At 63.0% G+C, this 18,799-nt stretch carries 15 protein-coding genes; 12 read left to right on the plus strand and 3 right to left on the minus strand.

The genetic code is table 11. The features are described 5' to 3' along the window. Positions 1 to 57: 57 nt before the first annotated feature. The 8 genes from eat to AB0N72_RS14525 all read left to right on the plus strand — a co-directional run bounded on the left by eat (position 58) and on the right by AB0N72_RS14525 (position 8,162). A complete protein-coding gene (gene eat / locus AB0N72_RS14490; RefSeq protein ID WP_363931061.1) occupies positions 58 to 1,488 on the plus strand; it encodes an ethanolamine permease in 1,431 nt (476 codons plus the stop codon). Positions 1,489 to 1,541: 53 nt separating this feature from the next. After that, positions 1,542 to 2,924, plus strand: a complete 1,383-nt coding sequence (locus AB0N72_RS14495; RefSeq protein ID WP_363931063.1) for a glutamine synthetase family protein — start codon at positions 1,542 to 1,544, stop codon at positions 2,922 to 2,924. Further along, positions 2,905 to 3,666, plus strand: a complete 762-nt coding sequence (locus AB0N72_RS14500; protein WP_363931064.1) for a gamma-glutamyl-gamma-aminobutyrate hydrolase family protein — start codon at positions 2,905 to 2,907, stop codon at positions 3,664 to 3,666. Before AB0N72_RS14495 ends, AB0N72_RS14500 begins: the two co-directional genes overlap by 20 nt. After that, a complete protein-coding gene (locus AB0N72_RS14505) occupies positions 3,663 to 5,033 on the plus strand; it encodes an aldehyde dehydrogenase family protein (RefSeq protein ID WP_363931065.1) in 1,371 nt (456 codons plus the stop codon). The genes AB0N72_RS14500 and AB0N72_RS14505 overlap by 4 nt, the downstream gene beginning before the upstream one ends. A gap of 29 nt (positions 5,034 to 5,062) precedes the next feature. Beyond that, complete coding sequence (locus AB0N72_RS14510; RefSeq protein WP_223935616.1) at positions 5,063 to 5,845, plus strand: 3-oxoacyl-ACP reductase; 783 nt, start codon at positions 5,063 to 5,065, stop codon at positions 5,843 to 5,845. A gap of 198 nt (positions 5,846 to 6,043) precedes the next feature. Beyond that, on the plus strand, positions 6,044 to 6,697 hold the full coding sequence (locus tag AB0N72_RS14515; protein ID WP_363931066.1) for a PadR family transcriptional regulator: 654 nt from the start codon (positions 6,044 to 6,046) through the stop codon (positions 6,695 to 6,697). A 77-nt stretch (positions 6,698 to 6,774) separates the two neighbouring features. Further along, entirely contained in the window at positions 6,775 to 7,533 is a 759-nt protein-coding gene (locus AB0N72_RS14520; protein ID WP_363931067.1) for a MerR family transcriptional regulator, read from the plus strand. Positions 7,534 to 7,577: 44 nt separating this feature from the next. Further along, the gene (locus AB0N72_RS14525) at positions 7,578 to 8,162 is read left to right on the plus strand and encodes a TetR/AcrR family transcriptional regulator (RefSeq protein ID WP_363931068.1); all 585 of its coding nucleotides are present in this window, start codon (positions 7,578 to 7,580) and stop codon (positions 8,160 to 8,162) included. Positions 8,163 to 8,221: 59 nt separating this feature from the next. On the opposite strand, the gene AB0N72_RS14530 is transcribed toward AB0N72_RS14525, so the two are convergent. Both AB0N72_RS14530 and AB0N72_RS14535 read right to left on the minus strand, forming a co-directional pair. After that, positions 8,222 to 8,653, minus strand: coding sequence for a hypothetical protein (locus AB0N72_RS14530; RefSeq protein WP_363931069.1), 432 nt, complete (start codon positions 8,651 to 8,653; stop codon positions 8,222 to 8,224). Positions 8,654 to 8,750: 97 nt separating this feature from the next. Next, positions 8,751 to 10,352, minus strand: coding sequence for a molybdopterin-dependent oxidoreductase (locus AB0N72_RS14535; protein ID WP_363931070.1), 1,602 nt, complete (start codon positions 10,350 to 10,352; stop codon positions 8,751 to 8,753). Between the two features lie 104 nt (positions 10,353 to 10,456). Between AB0N72_RS14535 and AB0N72_RS14540 the strand changes: the two genes are divergently transcribed. The 3 genes from AB0N72_RS14540 to AB0N72_RS14550 all read left to right on the plus strand — a co-directional run bounded on the left by AB0N72_RS14540 (position 10,457) and on the right by AB0N72_RS14550 (position 15,632). Further along, the gene (locus AB0N72_RS14540) at positions 10,457 to 11,968 is read left to right on the plus strand and encodes an aldehyde dehydrogenase family protein (RefSeq protein ID WP_363931071.1); all 1,512 of its coding nucleotides are present in this window, start codon (positions 10,457 to 10,459) and stop codon (positions 11,966 to 11,968) included. Beyond that, entirely contained in the window at positions 11,969 to 13,609 is a 1,641-nt protein-coding gene (locus tag AB0N72_RS14545) for a GMC oxidoreductase (RefSeq protein WP_363931072.1), read from the plus strand. Positions 13,610 to 14,021: 412 nt separating this feature from the next. Beyond that, complete coding sequence (locus tag AB0N72_RS14550; RefSeq protein ID WP_363931073.1) at positions 14,022 to 15,632, plus strand: APC family permease; 1,611 nt, start codon at positions 14,022 to 14,024, stop codon at positions 15,630 to 15,632. A gap of 77 nt (positions 15,633 to 15,709) precedes the next feature. On the opposite strand, the gene AB0N72_RS14555 is transcribed toward AB0N72_RS14550, so the two are convergent. Further along, positions 15,710 to 16,927 carry an acyl-CoA dehydrogenase family protein gene (locus AB0N72_RS14555; protein WP_363931074.1) on the minus strand — a complete coding sequence of 406 codons (1,218 nt, stop codon included), beginning with the start codon at positions 16,925 to 16,927 and terminating at the stop codon, positions 15,710 to 15,712. Between the two features lie 146 nt (positions 16,928 to 17,073). Between AB0N72_RS14555 and AB0N72_RS14560 the strand changes: the two genes are divergently transcribed. Next, the gene (locus AB0N72_RS14560) at positions 17,074 to 18,792 is read left to right on the plus strand and encodes an AMP-binding protein (RefSeq protein WP_363931075.1); all 1,719 of its coding nucleotides are present in this window, start codon (positions 17,074 to 17,076) and stop codon (positions 18,790 to 18,792) included. The last annotated feature ends 7 nt before the right edge of the window (positions 18,793 to 18,799 follow it).

An 18,799-nucleotide genomic window follows, 5' to 3' on the forward strand; every position in this document is an offset into this window, starting at 1 on the left:
TCCGAGGATCCTCCCAATTACTTTCCCACAAGCATTCCTCAAACGTAAGGAACACGCATGGAAACAGTGGAACGGACGTCCGGTGGCGAGGACGAGTATTTGCAACACCGACGCCTCAAACGAGGGGCAGCGGGCTGGGTCCTGCTCGCCGGCCTGGGTGTGGCCTACGTAATCTCCGGTGACTTCGCCGGTTGGAACCTGGGGCTGGCCCAAGGAGGGTGGGGCGGCCTCCTGATCGCTTTCGCCCTCATGGCGGTCATGTACACCTGCATGGTCTTCGGACTTGCCGAACTCTCTTCAACGCTCCCCACCGCGGGCGCTGGCTACGCGTTCGCCCGCCGCGCCCTTGGCCCCCTTGGCGGCTTTGCCACCGGGATGGCCGTGCTCATTGAGTACGCGGTGGCTCCGGCAGCGATCGCCACGTTCATCGGAGGCTACGTAGAAGCGTTGGGCCTGTTCGGCCTGACCAACTCCTGGCCCGTCTACCTGGTCACCTACGTCATCTTCATCGGCATCCACCTTCGTGGCGTCGGTGAGGCCTTGAAGATCATGTTCGCCATCACAGCCGTGGCCGCAGTCGCCCTTGTCGCGGCCGTGATTGGCCTTCTCCCCAAGTTCGACGCAGCAAAGCTCTTCGACATCGTTCCCGATGGTTCGGCCGGATCCAGCGCTTTCCTCCCCATGGGGATCGGCGGGATCCTGGCGGCATTGGTGTACGGCATCTGGTTCTTCCTTGCGGTCGAAGGGGTCCCACTTGCGGCAGAGGAAACGTCCAATCCAAAGCGGGACATGCCGCGCGGCATCATCGTGGCAGTCATCATCCTGGTGGTCTTTGGAGCGCTAATGCTTGTTCTGGTCCCCGGAGCTGCAGGTTCCCAGGCAATGAGCGGTTCCGACAACCCGCTACCCGAAGCCCTCCGGATCGCCTATGGAGGAAACACCTTCCTGGCCGACTTCATCAACTACGCCGGGTTGGCCGGTTTGGTGGCCAGTTTCTTCTCCATCATCTATGCCTACTCCCGGCAGTTGTTCGCCCTCTCCCGTGCCGGCTACCTCCCCCGGTGGCTCTCCCTCACAGGCGCACGCCGGACTCCCTACTGGGCCCTGATTGTTCCCGGCACCATTGGATTCCTGCTCGCCGCAATCACCCAGGACGGCGCCCTCCTGATCAACATCGCGGTGTTCGGAGCAACGGTTTCCTACGTTCTTCTCAACCTTTCGCACATCGTTTTGCGAAAGAAGGAACCCAACCTCGAACGCGGCTACCGGACTCCGGGCGGCATCGTCACAACGTCGATCGCCCTGGTTCTTTCCGCCGTGGCAGTCGTGGCGACGTTCGTCGTCGACGTTTTTGCAGCATCCATCACTGCGGCCATCTTCGCCGCCGCCCTCCTCTACTTCTGGCTCTACAGCCGGCACCGGATCGTGGCGGGCGCGCCCGAAGAAGAGTTCGCCCAACTTGCCATGGCCGAAGCCGAGCTGAAGTAACAACCCCAGCTGAAGCAACAACAATGTCCAACCCCAAGAACTGCGGAGACACCATGAACGACCAAAGTAAAGAACAATTCCCGGACCAGCAGCTCACCGTTGAGCAGTTGCGGGAACTCGTGGGCCGTGGCGAGATAGATACGGTAATCGTCGCCATCACCGATGCCCTCGGCCGGCTTCAGGGCAAGCGCTGCGGAGCGCGCTCCTTCCTGGAAGATGTCCTGGGCCACGGAGCGGAGGGCTGCAACTACCTCCTGGCAGTCGACGTCGATATGAAGACTGTTGACGGCTACGCCATGTCCTCTTGGGAGACCGGCTACGGAGACATGGTGATGATGCCGGACGTTTCCACGCTGCGTCGCGTCCCCTGGCTGGAAGGTACTGCGATGGTGCAGTGCGATGTGCTGTGGACGGACGGCGCACCCGTTGTTGCTTCGCCGCGACAGATCCTTAAGGCTCAGATCGAGCGCCTGGAAAAACTCGGTTACCGGGCCTGGGCCGGCACCGAACTGGAGTTCATCATGTTCGATGACTCCTACGCCCAGGCCTGGGAGAAGAACTACAGCGGTCTCACGCCGGCCACCCAGTACAACGTGGATTACTCCCTGCTGGCCACCGCGCGTCTGGAACCTGTGATCCGGTCCATCCGCAACAACATGGAAGCCGCGGGCCTGGTTGTTGAATCGTCCAAGGGCGAGTGCAATCTCGGGCAGCAGGAGATCACCTTCCGCTTCGACCAGGCCTTGGCTGCCTGCGACAAGCACACGTTCTACAAGAACGGCGCCAAGGAAATCGCGGACCAGCACGGCAAGAGCATCACGTTCATGTCCAAGTTCAACGAACGCGAAGGCAACTCCTGCCATATCCACTTCAGCCTCACCGATCTGGACGGGAACCCGGTCCTGGCGGGCGACGGCGAACACGGGTTCAGCCCCGTCATGGAACGTTTTGTGGCGGGACAGCTGACGGCGCTCCGGGAGCTGACGTACTTCCTCGCCCCGAACATCAACTCCTACAAGAGGTACGTGGAAGGCAGCTTCGCGCCGACGGCTGTTGCATGGGGACTTGATAACCGCAGTTGCGCCCTGCGCGTGGTGGGACACGGCAAGGGGCTCCGCACCGAGAACAGGATCGGCGGAGGGGACGTGAACCCCTACCTCGCCGTCGCCGCGATGATTGCGGCAGTCATCCACGGCATCGAAAACGACGTTCCACTCCAGCCCATCACCAAGGGCAACGCCTACGAATCCGACTCCGAGCGCCTGCCCACAACGCTCCGGGACGCCCGCGACCTCCTCGCCGAAAGCAGCATCGCGCGGAAGGCATTCGGCGACGACGTCGTGGATCATTACGTCCATGCCGCCACCGTGGAACTCAACGCCTATGACAGCGCCATCACAGACTGGGAGCGGACCCGTGGCTTCGAACGACTCTAAAGGCACGTACCGGCCCAGGATCGCACTGACCAGCTACCTTCAGGAAGCCTCTTGGGGCGTGTGGAATACGACGGCGGCCATCCTCCCGGGCACGTATGTGGAGGCAGTAGCCGCCGCCGGGGCTACGCCGCTCCTGCTCCCGCCTGTGGGAACCGACCCCTCGGTGTTGGACCTCGTGGACGGGCTGATCGTGGTGGGAGGACCCGACGTCGATCCTTCCCTCTACGGTCAGGAGCCGCATCCCACAACCCGGCCACAGCCGCTGCGGGACCACCATGATTCACAACTCCTTCAGACGGCGCTGGATCGCGGGCTTCCGCTCTTCGCGATCTGCCGGGGCGCCCAGCTCCTGAACGTCGTGTTGGGCGGCACGCTGGTCCAGCACATTCCGGACATCATTCCGGAAGCCAACTGCCAACCGGCCCCCGGCGTTTTCGGGGAAGCCAGCTTCACAACGGAGCAGGGCAGCCTGATCAGCGATCTCCTGGGGCCCTCGGCAACGTCGCCCTGCTACCACCACCAGGCCATGGACTCCATTCCCAAGTCATTGCGCGTGACGGCGCGGTCCGCCGATGGCTTGGTCCAAGCCGTCGAAACCACGGACGGCGGATGGGCACTGGGGGTCCAGTTCCACCCTGAACAGAACCCGGACGACCTCCGGCTCTTCCGCGGCTTCGTGGACGCTGCCGCCCACTACCGCGCAACCCACACCGCAACCATGAAAGCGATGTCTCCAGCATGACCTCAACAGTCTTTGATGTGATCAATCCGGCCACCGAAGAAGTCATCCAGACCGTGCCCCTGGCTGGATTGGCCGAAACGGACGCTGCCATTGCCAAGGCTGCCGCCGCCTACGAATCCTGGCGGGCTGTTGCCCCCGCCGACCGCGCGCTGCTGCTGCGCAGGTTCGCCGCCGCCGTCGACAATGACCTGGAGAACCTCGCGCAACTGGAGGTGCGCAACGCAGGGCACACTATTGGCAACGCGAGATGGGAAGCGGGCAACGTCCGTGACGTCCTCAATTACTACTCGGCCGCTCCCGAACGCCATTTCGGCCGGCAGATTCCCGTGGCAGGCGGGGTCAACATTACGCTCCATGAGCCGTTGGGCGTGGTGGGCGTCATCGTTCCATGGAACTTCCCGATGCCGATTGCCGGATGGGGTTTTGCTCCCGCACTTGCGGCAGGCAATACCGTGGTGCTCAAACCGGCGGAGGTGACACCGCTGACCGCCATCCGCCTTGGTGAACTGGCTCTTGAAGCCGGCCTTCCTGAGGGCGTTTTCCAAGTGATTCCCGGAAAGGGTTCCGTGGTGGGCCAGCGGTTCGTCACGCATCCGGCGGTCAGGAAGGTGGTTTTCACCGGGTCCACCGGAGTAGGCAAGCAGATCATGGCAGGCTGCGCTGAGCAGGTGAAGCGCGTGACTCTGGAGCTTGGCGGCAAGAGTGCCAATATCGTTTTCGACGACGCCGATCTTGAGATGGCTGCGGCCGCTGCCCCGGGTGGGGCTTTCGACAACGCCGGGCAGGACTGCTGTGCCCGCTCGCGGATCCTGGTTCAGCGCACCGTGTACGAGCGCTTCCTGGAGCTTCTGGAACCGGAAGTATTGGGAATGCGCGTGGGCGATCCGGCTGATCCGGCAACCTCCATGGGGCCGCTCATCTCGGCACAGCAGTTGGGTACGGTTTCCGGCTTCGTGCCCGACGGCGCCCCGGTCGCCTTCCAGGGGAAGGCGCCGGAAGGACCGGGCTTCTGGTTCCCGCCCACCGTGCTGACTCCGGAACTGGACGCACCCTCTTTCACGGACGAAATCTTTGGTCCGGTTGTCGCCGTCGTGCCGTTCGACGACGAAGCTGACGCCATCCGGATCGCCAACAACACCGAGTACGGATTGTCCGGATCGATTTGGACTTCCAAGGTGGATCGCGCCCTTCGCGTGGCGCGCGGCGTCGAGTCCGGCAACCTGTCCGTCAATTCACACTCGTCTGTCCGCTACTCCACGCCCTTCGGAGGCTTCAAACAGTCCGGTCTTGGCCGCGAACTCGGTCCTGACGCTTTGGATGCTTTCACCGAAGTGAAGAACGTCTTTATCTCCACCCAGTCCGCTTAGTCTTTCCCCCACTTACCTAAGGAGCAATCATGCAAGCAGTAGTTTCCAACCGTCTCGCCGGCCGCAGTGCAGTCATCACCGGGGGTGCCAGCGGCATCGGCCTGGCCACAGCCCGCCGGATGGCAGCAGAAGGCGCCAACGTGGTCATCGCGGACATCGAGCCAACGTCCGGAATCGCCGCGGCCAATGAAGTGGGCGGATTGTTCGTCAAGGTCGATGTCACCAGCGAAGAAGAGGTCCGCAACCTGTACGCCCAGACAAAAGAGACGTACGGCAGCGTGGACATCGCCTTCAACAACGCCGGTATCTCCCCGGCGGACGATGCGTCAATCCTGGATACCGGGATCGACGCCTGGCGCAGGGTCCAGGAAGTGAACCTGACCTCCGTCTACTACTGCTGCAAGTATGCCATCCCGTACATGCAGGAGCAGGGCAAGGGCTCCATCATCAACACGGCGTCGTTCGTGGCTGTCATGGGAGCGGCAACATCCCAGATTTCGTACAGCGCCTCCAAGGGCGGCGTGCTGTCCATGAGCCGGGAACTCGGCGTCGAGTTTGCCCGGCAGGGCATCCGTATCAACGCCCTCTGCCCCGGTCCGGTGAACACACCCCTGTTGAAGGAACTCTTCGCCAAGGATCCTGAAAAGGCAGCCCGCCGACTGGTCCACGTTCCCCTGGGTCGCTTTGCCGAACCGGAAGAACTGGCAGCAGCGGTCGCCTTCCTCGCAAGTGACGACGCTTCCTTTATTACGGCCTCCACGTTCCTCGTCGACGGCGGCATTTCGGGCGCATACGTCACTCCCCTTTCGTAGCCTCTTAAGAAACCCTCGACGGCGGGTGCGGACTTAGCGATAAGTCCGCACCCGCCGTCGTTCTTTAACCCTCCATCAGATCCCATCCCTTCCTGCCGAACCCTCCAGCACATCCATTGACACGTCGATAGATACCGATATATCGTTAAGTATCGCCGATACTCCTTCGGTGATAATCAACGAAAGGACGATGCTGTTATGAAAGGCATTCACAATCACGAAGAAAACACCTTCCCCGAACATGGCGAAGGCCCCCACGGACGCGGTCGTTTCAACCGCGGCAAGGGCCGGCGCGGACCGGGCGGACACGGCGGCGGTGGCTTTGGACCCGGTCGCGGTCCAGGCTTTGGTCCCGGGTTCGGTCCCGGCGGGTTTGGGCCTGGCGGATTCGGCCCCCGCGGCTTTGGCCCGGGCGGTCCACGCCGCAACCGCGGCGATGTCCGCGCGGCCATCCTCTCCCTGCTCGCAGAGGCTCCGTCCAACGGCTACGGACTGATCAAGACCATCGCCGAAAAGACCTCGGGGGCATGGCGGCCGAGCCCGGGATCGGTCTACCCCACCCTCCAGCAGTTGGTTGATGAAGAACTCATCACGGCCGTTGGCGAGGGCCGGAGGACCGAATTCACCCTGACAGACGATGGCCGCGCCTATGTAGCCGAGCACGAGGAAGAACTGGCCAACGCCTGGAACACTGAAGCCGATGGAAACATGCAGGAATTCCACCAAAGCATCGGCAAGCTCATGGGCGTGGTGCACCAGTTCCGCGGCGCGGCAACCGACGAACAACGCCGGGCGGCAATCGAGAAGCTCGACGAGACCCGTCGCGCGCTGTACTTGATCCTGGCCGACTAGTGGCTGGAAAAAAAGCCCTTGACCTTGACGTAACGTCAACCTCTACTGTCGAAGAACATGCACAGGACGGAGGATAGATGGACTGGTCAATCCAGGAAATCGCCAAGATCGCGGGAACAACCAGCCGCACACTGCGTCATTACGACGACATTGGGTTGCTCAAACCAAGCCGGACCGGCCATAACGGCTACCGCTACTATGACGGTCCGGCCCTGGTTCAGCTCCAGCGGATCCTCCTGCTCCGGGAACTGGGGCTCGGCCTGCCGGCCATTGCCGAGGTGCTCGATCGCGAGACAGACACCGTCAAAGCATTGAGCAACCATCTGCAATGGCTTTCGCAGGAGCAGGATCGGCTCGCCCGGCAAATCGCCTCCGTTCGGCACACAATCGACACTATGCAAGGGGATGGAAAGTACATGGCACAGAACATGTTCGATGGCTTCGACCACACGCAGTACAAGGACGAAGTCGAGCAACGCTGGGGCAAGGACGCCTACGCCGCCGGTGATTCCTGGTGGCGGGGAATGAGCGCCGAGGAAAAGCAGCAGTGGAAGGAACGCGTCAGCAAGCTGGGTGCGGACTGGATCGCGGCCGCCGAATCCGGCGCCACGCCGGACAGCCCCGAGGCGCAGGACCTCGCGAAACGCCACGTCGAATGGCTGCGCGGCATTCCGGGAACCCCGACGGCGGCACCTGGCGGAGACGTCAAAGGTTACGTCACCGGCCTCGGAGAGATGTACGTGGCCGATCCCCGCTTCGCTGCCAATTACGGCGGGGAATCCGGAGCGACATTTGTCCGCGATGCGCTGCGGATCTACGCAGAAGGAAACCTGTAGGCGGCCGGGATGCGCTGATCCTGGTTTGGCAATAGTCTGGCCGAATGGGTACAAGCACCGTTAAAACCGGCGAAAAGGCTGACAGGCAAACACGCATCCTCGAAGCGGCCCTGGAACTGTTGTCCCGACACGGCATTTCGGGTATCAATATGCGCGCCGTGGCCCGCGAAGCCGGAGTGGCGTTGGGGCTGGTGAATTACTACTACGAAGACAAGTCGAGCCTCATCCGCGCAGTGCTGCACCAAATCGAAGAGCACGACCTCCTCCTGGTGGAACCGTCGCCCACCGCGGGCCCCGAGGAGCAGCTCCGGGAGGCCCTCCGGCGCGTTGCCGACCCCGACCTCCTGACCACCAGGTACCTCTCCCTCCGCCTTCACCTGTGGGCCCTCGCGCAGGCAGATGAAGAATTTGCACAGATCAACGCCGCAGCCTTTGACAGGTATCTGCAAGGGCTCGCGGCGCTGATCGGAAGTGCCGTTCCCGGCCTCTCCCCCGACGAATGCAAGGACCGGGCAGCCGATGTTGTGGTGGTGCAAAACGGCATGTGGCTGACCACCCTGCTGGGCATCGACAAAGCGGCCATTGAGCGGGGAATCGCGCGTACGGAGCAGATCGCATTTGCGCGGTGACCGATCCCAGGACCTCCCATGCTCCCTGGATGGTTCCGGAGCTGGTCCCAAGAGATTGATCAGGGAACAGTCACCCGCTCGTCCGTAAATTCCGCCGGAGGCCCGGACGACGGGCATTCGACAGAACGCATGGACGCGGCCTTTCCGTCGTAGCTGTACCGGACGCACGAACTGACCGTCCGTTGCTCTCCCCAGAAGCCTCCGCTTGTCGTCACGTGATCGCGCAGGTAGATCTCGGCCGTGGGGTAGTTGTCGGACGCCGATGTCACTGAGTAAAGCCCTGGCATCGTTTCCTCAAGCCGTTGCCTTGTGACATCGGGGGAACCGGGTTCGGCGTTTTCCATGATGTGGCCATACCGCTTCAGCGCGTCGTCGGCCTTTGCCCGGATGTTGCTCCGGGCAGTGTCTTCGATGGGCGCGCCTCCGCAGGAGGAGAGGAGGAGAGCGCATGAGGCCAGCACCAGGAACTTTGGCGCAGAATGGCGGATCAACTGCGTGCCCGGAATGGAACGCCAATGAACAGACGGGTCGCGTGCTGCTGCATATAGGCGATCCTAGTGCTGCCAGCACGTAGCACCTACCGAACCGCTACTCCACAGTCACCATCACCGACGGCCAGCCCGACGCTCCATCAGGTACCGGGTCGGCGCGCTTTTCCGTCTGGACTTCACCGGTGCCGTCGGTGGCCCTGGCCTTGACGTAGTGGATGCCGGGCGTGGCATCCCATTCATAGGACCACTGGCGCCAGGTAATGGTTGAGGCTTCGTCGGAAAGCGTCGCTTCCACCCATTCGCCGTCGTCGATCTGCACTTCCACCTTGGTGATTCCGCGGGTCTGGGCCCAGGCGGTACCGCCCACGGCGACCTTTCCTGGCGGGAACTTCGCGAAGGACTTGGGTACATCCACCCGTGCCATGGTCTTGATGGGGCCGCGCTCTGACCAGCCGCGCTCAGTCCAGTAAGCCTTGGCATCTGCGAAGCGGGTGACCTCCAGCTCAACCACCCATTTGGTGGCGGAGACAAACCCGTAGAGCCCGGGAACAACCATCCGCACGGGGTATCCGTGCTCCACCGGGAGCGGCTCTCCGTTCATGCCGATGGCCAGCATGGCATCGCGGTCGTCATGCAGGACCTCCAGCGGCGTGGAGGCGCTGAAGCCGTCAATGGATTTGGAGAGCACCATGTCCGCGCCGTCCTTCGGTTTGGCCTTGGCCAGGACTTCGCGGATAGGCAGGCCCAGCCACTTGGCGTTCCCCGCCAGCTTTCCGCCCACCGGGTTGGATACGCAGGTGAGCGTGACGTGCGATTCGATGAGATCGGCGTCGAGCAGGTCCTGGAAGGTGAGGGTGACCTCCTCCTCAACCATTCCGTGGACCCGCAGTTCCCAGTCATTGACGTTGATTTCGGGGACGCTCAGGGCCGTATCAATGCGGTAGAACTCACTGTTGGGGGTCAGCCACGGAAAGACACCCTGAACCGGGGACTGAACGCCTGCCGGCACGGGAGGCGCGGCCCTGAACGGTGTGGGCAGCCGGAGCGCATCACGGGCCTGCGCCACGTTGTTGCGCGCGGCACCCAGCAATCGCCCTCCGGTAGCCGCGATTCCGGCGGCCACCGCGGTGATTCCGGCAGCGGCGAAGAAACGACGGCGGCTGGTGCCGACGCTGCCGGCACTGGCGCTCCCCAGCCGGTCACCGGCGTCGGCTGCTGTATCAGCGGGAGCCTCAGGCCACGCCTTCAGCCCCCACAGTGGCACGATGAGGCGCCGCAGGACCAGGAGACCGGCGATGGTGCCAACCACGGAGGGAATGGCATCTGCCAGGCCCACACCGGCGCGGGTCAGGACGCAGGCAACAATCACTGCGCCCATGAACAGCACTCCCAGGACGCCGAGGGCCCACTTGCGGTAGGCCACGATGCCCAGGACGCAGGCCAGCACTGCGATCGTCAGGCCCATGCCCACAAACAAGGCTGCTTTGTCGTTGGTGCCGAAGGTGGCAATGGCAAAGTCCTTCATCCACGGTGGAGTGAAGTCGATGAACGTGGATCCCAGCGCAAACACCGGGGTTGCCCTGGCAGTGAAGAATGCGCCGGTCAGCTCGGCAACTGCAAGCACGACGGCGGCAGAGACTATCCCTGCCAGCGCTGCCATGGTTTCGGGGCCTTTGGTCCGGAGTCCGAGCTTTTTCATGTCAGTGATTCGTAGCAGCCGGAAGCGGGGATGGGTGCGTCACTTTGAACATCTGTTCATAATTTTCCTTGAACAGATGTTCAAGATGAACTAATCTGCTTCGTATGACCCAAGCCACATTTTCTGATTCCGCATCCACCCTTTTCATCAACGGATCGTGGGAGCCGGCTGCGTCCGGTGCGGTCCGCCAGATCCACAACCCGGCCGACGGCGAGCCCGTCGCCACGGTATCGGAGGGCGGCCGCGAAGACGCCGAGCGCGCAATTGCCGCGGCCCGCGCGGCCTTCGACTCCGGAGTCTGGTCCTCCGTGCCCGCACCCGAGCGGGGGGCGTTCCTGCTGAAGGTCGCCGCCGAGCTGCGCGAACGCCGGGAAAAGTTCGCCCGCGCAGAATCCCTGGACACCGGCAAGCGCATTATCGAAAGCCGGATAGACATGGACGACATCGCCGCCTGCTTCGAGTACTTCGGAAGGCTCGCAGGCCAGCAGCCCGGCCGTGTCGTGGACGCCGGAAATCCCGACGTCGTCAGCCGGATTGTGTATGAACCCGTAGGCGTCTGCGGCCTCATCACGCCGTGGAACTACCCGCTGCTGCAGGCAGCCTGGAAGATCGCCCCCGCGTTGGCCGCTGGCTGCTCCTTCGTCCTCAAGCCTGCCGAACTGACGCCCTCAACAGCCATCCTCACCATGCAGCTGCTAAAGGATCTTGGCCTGCCCGACGGCGTCGCGAACCTTCTCACCGGACCCGGCCGCAAGGTGGGCGCACCGCTGACCGAACATCCCGACGTCGACCTCGTCTCCTTCACCGGCGGCCTGGAAACCGGCAAGAGCATCGCCGCGGCCGCTGCCGCCACCGTCAAGAAGGTGGCGCTTGAACTCGGCGGCAAGAACCCCAACGTCATCTTCGCTGACGCCGACTTCGAGGCCGCCGTCGACAACGCCCTCAACGGCGCCTTCGTCCACTCCGGGCAGGTCTGCTCCGCAGGCGCCCGCCTGGTGGTGGAGGAATCCATCGCCGAGCGCTTCGTCGACGAGCTGGTCCGCCGCGCCGAAGCCATCCGTATTGGCGGCCCGTTCGACGAGGACGCCGAAACCGGTCCGCTGATCTCCGCAGAGCACCGCGACAAAGTCCACGAGTACGTCCAGAGCGGCATCGAGGAGGGTGCCCGGCTGCGGACCGGCGGCGCGGCGCCTGAAGGAGCGAAGTACGACGCCGGTTTCTACTACCAGCCGACCATTCTGGACCGCGTCACGCGGGGAATGTCAGTAGTCGTGGACGAAGCTTTTGGCCCGGTAGTAACAGTGGAAACCTTCCGGACCGAAGACGAGGCCGTTGCGATCGCCAACGACACGATCTACGGCCTGGCCGGTGCCGTCTGGACCCAGGACGCCGGCAAGGCGCAGCGGGTAGCGGGCCGCCTGCGGCACGGCACGATCTGGATCAACGACTACCACCCCTACCTTCCCCAGGCCGAGTGGGGCGGCTTCGGCCAATCCGGCGTAGGCCGCGAGCTCGGGCCCACCGGGCTGGCCGAGTACCAGGAAGCCAAGCACATCTACCAGAACACCAATCCCCAGGTGACGGGCTGGTTCGCAGACCACGGCAAGGAGAATTAGATGCACAGCGACACCATCGACAACCTCAGCGAGCGCACGTTCGACTACGTCGTGATAGGCGGCGGTTCCGCCGGCGCCGCAGTAGCCGCACGGCTGAGCGAAGACCCGGACGTGACTGTGGCCCTCGTTGAAGCGGGCCCGGACGACCGCAACCTGCCCGAAATCCTGCAGCTGGACCGCTGGATGGAGCTGTTGGAGTCGGGCTACGACTGGGACTACCCGATCGAACCCCAGGAGAACGGCAACTCGTTCATGCGCCATGCCCGCGCCAAAGTCATGGGTGGGTGCTCCAGCCACAATTCGTGCATCGCTTTCTGGGCTCCCAGGGAGGACCTGGACGAGTGGGAATCGAAATACGGCGCCACGGGATGGAACGCCGCCAACGCCTGGCCACTGTACAAGAGGCTGGAAACCAACGAGGACGCAGGCCCTGACGCTCCCCACCATGGCGATTCCGGCCCTGTTCACCTGATGAACGTGCCCCCGGTGGATCCGGCCGGTGTGGCGTTGCTGGATGCCTGTGAGCAGACCGGGATTCCCCGCGCAAAGTTCAACAACGGCACCACCGTTATCAACGGAGCAAACTTCTTCCAGATCAACCGTCGCGGAGACGGCACCCGCTCCTCCAGCTCTGTTTCCTACATCCACCCCATCATGGACCGGCCCAACTTCACCCTGCTGACCGGCCTCAGGGCCCGCCAGCTGGTGTTCGACGCGGACAAGCGCTGCACCGGCGTCGATGTCGTTGATTCGGCCTTTGGCCGCACGCACCGCCTGTCTGTCCGGCAAGAGGTAGTGCTCTCCACCGGCGCCATCGATTCCCCGAAACTCCTCATGCTGTCCGGCATCGGTCCGGCAGCACACCTCAGGGAGCACGGCATCGAGGTCCTGGTCGACTCCCCGGGTGTGGGCGAGCATCTTCAGGACCATCCGGAGGGCGTCGTGCAGTTCGAAGCCAAGCAGCCGATGGTGCAAACGTCCACCCAGTGGTGGGAGATCGGCATCTTCACCCCCACCGAGGAGGGCTTGGACCGTCCGGACCTGATGATGCACTACGGCTCCGTGCCGTTCGACATGCACACCCTGCGCCACGGCTACCCCACCACGGAAAACGGCTTTTCCCTCACCCCGAACGTCACCCACGCACGCTCCCGGGGCACCGTCAGGTTGCGGAGCCGGGACTTCCGCGACAAGCCAATGGTTGACCCTCGGTACTTCACCGATCCGGAGGGCCATGACATGCGCGTCATGGTTGCCGGTATCCGCAAGGCCCGCGAAATCGCCGCCCAGCCGGCTATGGCTGAGTGGACCGGCCGCGAACTCTCCCCGGGCGTCGAAGCGCAGACCGATGAAGAACTGCAGGATTACATCCGCAAGACGCACAACACGGTTTACCACCCTGTGGGCACGGTACGCATGGGACCGGTTGCCGATGACATGTCACCCCTCGATCCCGAACTGCGGGTCAAGGGCGTCACCGGGCTCCGGGTGGCCGACGCCTCCGTCATGCCCGAGCACGTCACCGTGAACCCGAACATCACCGTAATGATGATCGGCGAGCGCTGCGCGGACCTCATCCGGGCCAGCCGCCTGGATGAAACCACGACGACGGAGGAGGACTTCAGCTTGTCCCTCGCCTGAGCAGGCATGGGACTTTGACCGGAAACAACGGTGAGGGCGGGCGCGCCCTCACCGGCGCTTTCGCGCACCCGCGCGCACCCGCGCGCCCCAGGGAGCGTCTCAAGGGTCCGTCTCGAAGATGCACGGACGGAAAAGATGCGCGCATTATTCTTGAACATTTGTTCATTTACAAGTCTTGAACGCCTGTTCAAACTGAACTAACCTGCTTCTATGACCTACGCCACACCTACGCGGTTTGGCTTGGCGGACCTGGCCCGGGCGGCGACTACCTCGACCACCTTGCCAGCCACGCAACACCAACGGGGGAACGAACCGAAGGCACATAGTAGTGCCAGGCCTTTTTGATTTCGACTGCGTCCAATGGCGGCCGCAGGTCATCACCATTCATGCATGTCTGAGTTAGGGAGTTCGAATGTCAGAACCCAGCAAATTAGGACCCTGCAAGGACGATGCAAGCGGCATGGGCGAGTTTGGCTACGCCCAAACCCTTGACCGCAGCATCGGTAAGTTTGCCAGCTTCGCCGCTGGCGTCAGTTACATCTCCATCCTCACCGGAGTTTTTCAACTGTTTTACTTCGGCTTCTCTACGGCGGGACCCGCGTACGCCTGGTCCTGGCCCATTGTCTTCGTCGGCCAGTTGATGGTCGCCTTGTGCTTCGCTGAATTGGCCGGACGCTACCCGGTAGCCGGTTCGGTCTACAACTGGGCCAAGAGGCTCTCCACCGGAACGTGGGCGTGGCTGGCCGGGTGGCTGCTGCTGCTCTCCTCCATCATGGCCCTGGGCTCCGTTGCCCTGGCCCTTCAAATCACCCTGCCGCAGATCTGGAGCGGCTTCCAGATGGTAGGCGACGGAACAGGACCTTACGACTTCGCGGTCAACGGCGTCATCCTTGCAAGCATCATGATCGGCATCTCCACCCTCATCAATGCGTTCGGCGTGAAACTCATGACCATGATCAACAGCGTGGGCGTGTTCGTGGAACTGGTTGCGGCTGTCCTGCTGATCGTCGCCCTCATCTGGCACGCAGTGCGCGGGCCGGAAGTGCTCCTGGATACCGCCGGCTTCGGCGAAGGGCATCCCCTGGGATTCTTCGGAGTGTTCCTCATCGCCGCCATGGCGTCCGGCTACGTCATGTATGGCTTCGACACAGCCAGTTCCCTCGGCGAGGAAACCAAGGACCCCAAGCGCACCGCCCCCAAGGCGATCCTCCGCGCCGTCACGGCATCCTTCCTGCTGGGTGGGCTCCTCCTCCTGGGCGGAATCCTGGCTGCCCCGGATCTGTCCGATCCCAAGATCGGAGCGGCCGACGGCGGGCTGCAGTACATCGTGCTCTCGGTGCTCGGCGGCCCCTTCGGCAAGGCCTTCCTGGTCTGCATCGTGGTGGCCGTGGTGGTCTGCACGCTGGCCGTCCACGCAGCTGCCATCCGGATGATGTTTGCCATGGCGCGGGACAACAACCTTCCCTTCAGCCGCCAGCTCAGCAAAGTCCACCCGACGCGCAAAACTCCCACCATGGCTGCAATCGTGATCGGTGTAGTGGCCGTCATTCCACTGATCGTCAACATCTCACAACCGGCCATCTTCACCATCCTGTCCAGCATCAGCATCGTACTGATCTACCTCTCCTACCTGCTGGTCACCGTACCGATGCTGCGGCGCCGGTTCCTCAAGAAGTGGCCCCTGAAGGATGACGGATCAGAGCCCGGATTCAGCCTCGGCAAGTGGGGACTGCCCGTGAACATCCTGGCGGTCCTCTGGGGTGGCGCCATGACGCTGAACCTGGTGTGGCCGCGGCCGGAAATCTACAACTCTGTGCCGCCGTTCGAGTGGTACCTGCAATGGGGCGGCGTGATGTTTGTTGCTGCGGTGGTGATAGGCGGAGCCCTTCTCTACCGCCTCCGCATCAGGCACAGGACAGGAGTCCTTGCCGAACACGCTGCACCGGCAGCGGCACCGGCCGACTCCGCGCCGGCAAACCCGGCATCCTCAGACACCACCATGGCAGTGGCCGGCAACTCTTAGGGCTCGGAGACCGATACCGACACCAAAAGGCACCCCCTCCGCCAATACTCCACCGGCGAGGGGGTGCCTTTTGGTCCTTAAACGAACGCGGACTTCCCCGTCACCGCACGGGCCACGATCATCGAGTTGATCTCGTAGCTGCCCTCATACGTGTATAGAATCTCGGCGTCACCGAACAGCTTGCCCATTTCATAATCCGTGGTGATTCCGTTCCCGCCCAGGAGCGACCGGCCCATGGCCACGGATGAGCGAGCCAAGCGGGTAGTTGTGGCTTTACACATGGCCGCCTGCACCATCTCAAGTTTTCCCGCCTGCTGGATCCGGGCGAGTTCGACCATCATTGAGAGGGAAGCATTGGCGTTGCCCAGGATGTCGGCCAACTGCTGCTGCACCAACTGGAACCGGGCAAGCTCCTTGCCGAACTGCCGGCGCTCCAACGCATAGGCCCTGGCAATGTCGAAAGCAGCCAGTTGGATGCCCGCCGCCTGCCAGCCAACCCAGGCCCGCGAGTCCCGCAAGAGGTCATTCGCCCGTGAAAACTCCGTGGCACCCGGCAGCAGATTCTCCACAGGGATCCGGACCTCGTCCAGCACGATGTCGGCATTCTGCATGATGCGCAAACCGATCTTGTTCGAGATCTTGGTTGCGGAATAACCGGGCCGATCGGTCTCCACGATGAAGCCCTTGATGTGGCCGTCGGAAAGATCGCGCGCCCACACCAAGGCAAAGTCGGCAATCGTACCCGCGCCGATCCAGCGCTTGGCACCGCTGATGACCCATTCGCCGCCGTCGCGCCGCGCCGTCGTCGAGAGTCCTCCGGCGATATCCGAACCATGCTCCGGCTCCGTCAAGGCAAACGCGCCAAGCTGGGTGAAGGCCTCAAGCCCGGGCAGCCACGTTCGCTTCTGCTCCGGAGAGCCGAGTTCGTGGATCATGCCGACGATGAGCTCGTTGTGGATGCCCACCAAGGCTGAAAGGGACACGTCGGCGCGTGCCACTTCGGTGTACATCAGTCCCTTGAACAACTGGGACGAGCCGTCTGCCTGCAGGCCACCGAGTCCCAACTTTGACATCTCCGCGAGCAGTTCGAAAGGAAATTCCTCCCTGTTCCAGTAGTCAATGCTGGCTGCCCGGATGCGTGATTGCAGGAATTCCCTGACCTGGAAATACCGCTCGCGTTCCCTGTCTGGCAGCAGGTCCACCACGTGCATAAGGTCCGCCTCCGGGTAAGGAGGGAGGACGCGTTCCGACGCTGGACCGCTGGTAACGGTACCGGCAGTTTTTTGCTCGAGCATTAGACCCCTTCGTCATGTCCCGGGAGGCTCTTCCAAACCCTTGGATGTCCTAGTATATTGCAAGGTGATGTGGATCACTAGGCGGCAGGGCAGGCGACGATGCCTGGACACCAGCCCCTGGGCAAAGCTAAGGCGAAAGGCGGACTATGACAGTCACAGAGGACTTCCGTGCGGCCCGCGATCGGCTGCTGGAACTGCGCGAGGACTACGCAAAGGCACATGCCGGGTTCCAATGGCCCCGTTTCGAGGAGTTCAACTTCGCCCTCGACTGGTTCGACAAAATCGCGGTCGACGAGGACCGCGGCAACAAGCCCGCGCTCATCATCGTGGAGCAGGACGGCAGCTCCACGCGGCGCACGTTCAAGGAGCTATCGGACAGGTCGGCCCAACTTGCCAATTGGCTTCGCAGCGAGGGCGTCCGACGCGGCGACCACATGATCATCATGCTCGGAAACCAGGTGGAGCTGTGGGAACTCATGCTGGCCGGCATCAAGCTGGGCATCGTCATGATACCCACCACCACCCTCATGGGAGCCCGGGACCTCCAGGACCGCGTTGAGCGTGGCGGCGCGTCCTGGGTGGCGGTCGGGAGCGCCAACATCGGCAAGTTTGCCGCCGTCGAGGGCAATTACCAGCTCATTGAGGTGGGTGCGGAACGCACCAACGCAGACGCTAAACAGTACGCGGATTCTTACGACGCCGGCACGGACTTTACGCCCGACGCCGCCACCAAAGCGGACGAGACACTCCTGCTCTACTTCACGTCCGGCACCACATCGCGGGCGAAACTCGTGGAGCACACCCACACGTCCTACCCCGTTGGGCACCTCTCCACCATGTACTGGATCGGCCTGGAACCGGGCGACGTGCACCTGAACGTGGCTTCCCCGGGCTGGGCCAAGCATGCGTGGTCCAACGTCTTCACGCCCTGGATCGCGGAGGCCACGGTCTTCATCTACAACTACGAGCGCTTTGATGCATCAGCCCTTATGAACCAGATGGGCCGGGAAGGCGTCACCAGCTTCTGCGCGCCACCAACCGTGTGGCGGATGCTGATCCAGGCCGACCTGACGCAACTGAAGAACCCTCCACAGAAAGTGGTCTCGGCAGGCGAGCCACTCAACGCTGAGGTCATCGGCCAAGTGGAGCATGCGTGGGGAGTCACCATCCGCGACGGCTTCGGGCAGACTGAGTCCACGGTCCAGATCGCCAACACGCCCGCCCAGCCCGTGAAGATTGGTTCCATGGGCCGGCCGTTGCCGGGGTACGACGTCGTCCTGGTGGACCCCGTCACCGGTCAGGAAGCCGACGACGGCGAACTCTGCCTGCGCTTGGACCCCCGCCCTGTTGGCCTCATGAAGGGCTACTTCGGCGACGAAGCGAAGACTGCCGATGCCTTCCGCGGTGGCTACTATCACACGGGCGACATGGCCAGCAGGGATTCCGACGGCGTGATCACCTATGTGGGCCGGGATGATGACGTCTTCAAATCCTCCGATTACCGACTCTCGCCTTTCGAGCTCGAAAGCGTCCTGATCGAGCATCCTGCGGTGGCGGAGGCCGCCGTCGTGCCTTCGCCGGATGCGCTGAAGCTGTCGGTTCCCAAAGCGTTCGTGGTGCTGGCAGCCGGTTACGAGGCCGGCCCTGCGGTTGCCGAGGACATCCTCCGGTACTGCCGCGAGCATCTTGCGCCCTTCAAGCGGATCCGGAGACTTGAATTCGGCGAGCTGCCTAAAACGATTTCGGGCAAGATCAGGCGGGTTGAACTGCGCGGGACGGAGGTCGCCCGGCACGGGGACGGTCCGCTGCCTTCAGGTTTGGGTGTGGAATACACCGAAGAAGAGTTCCCGAATCTGAAAGACTAGCCACCCG

It is taken from the genome of Paenarthrobacter sp. NPDC089307, assembly GCF_040685055.1.
In the GTDB taxonomy this organism is placed as follows: Bacteria; Actinomycetota; Actinomycetes; order Actinomycetales; family Micrococcaceae; genus Arthrobacter.

Bases quoted from the DNA above. Each gene is read 5' to 3' on its own strand.
- AB0N72_RS14550 (WP_363931073.1), top strand. From the start codon at position 14,022: ATGTCAGAACCCAGCAAATTAGGACCCTGCAAGGACGATGCAAGCGGC.
- eat (WP_363931061.1), top strand. From the start codon at position 58: ATGGAAACAGTGGAACGGACGTCCGGTGGCGAGGACGAGTATTTGCAA.
- AB0N72_RS14520 (WP_363931067.1), top strand. From the start codon at position 6,775: ATGGACTGGTCAATCCAGGAAATCGCCAAGATCGCGGGAACAACCAGC.
- AB0N72_RS14525 (WP_363931068.1), top strand. From the start codon at position 7,578: ATGGGTACAAGCACCGTTAAAACCGGCGAAAAGGCTGACAGGCAAACA.
- AB0N72_RS14510 (WP_223935616.1), top strand. From the start codon at position 5,063: ATGCAAGCAGTAGTTTCCAACCGTCTCGCCGGCCGCAGTGCAGTCATC.
- AB0N72_RS14495 (WP_363931063.1), top strand. From the start codon at position 1,542: ATGAACGACCAAAGTAAAGAACAATTCCCGGACCAGCAGCTCACCGTT.
- AB0N72_RS14515 (WP_363931066.1), top strand. From the start codon at position 6,044: ATGAAAGGCATTCACAATCACGAAGAAAACACCTTCCCCGAACATGGC.
- AB0N72_RS14545 (WP_363931072.1), top strand. From the start codon at position 11,969: ATGCACAGCGACACCATCGACAACCTCAGCGAGCGCACGTTCGACTAC.
- AB0N72_RS14505 (WP_363931065.1), top strand. From the start codon at position 3,663: ATGACCTCAACAGTCTTTGATGTGATCAATCCGGCCACCGAAGAAGTC.
- AB0N72_RS14540 (WP_363931071.1), top strand. From the start codon at position 10,457: ATGACCCAAGCCACATTTTCTGATTCCGCATCCACCCTTTTCATCAAC.
- AB0N72_RS14555 (WP_363931074.1), bottom strand. From the start codon at position 16,927: ATGCTCGAGCAAAAAACTGCCGGTACCGTTACCAGCGGTCCAGCGTCG.
- AB0N72_RS14560 (WP_363931075.1), top strand. From the start codon at position 17,074: ATGACAGTCACAGAGGACTTCCGTGCGGCCCGCGATCGGCTGCTGGAA.
- AB0N72_RS14535 (WP_363931070.1), bottom strand. From the start codon at position 10,352: ATGAAAAAGCTCGGACTCCGGACCAAAGGCCCCGAAACCATGGCAGCG.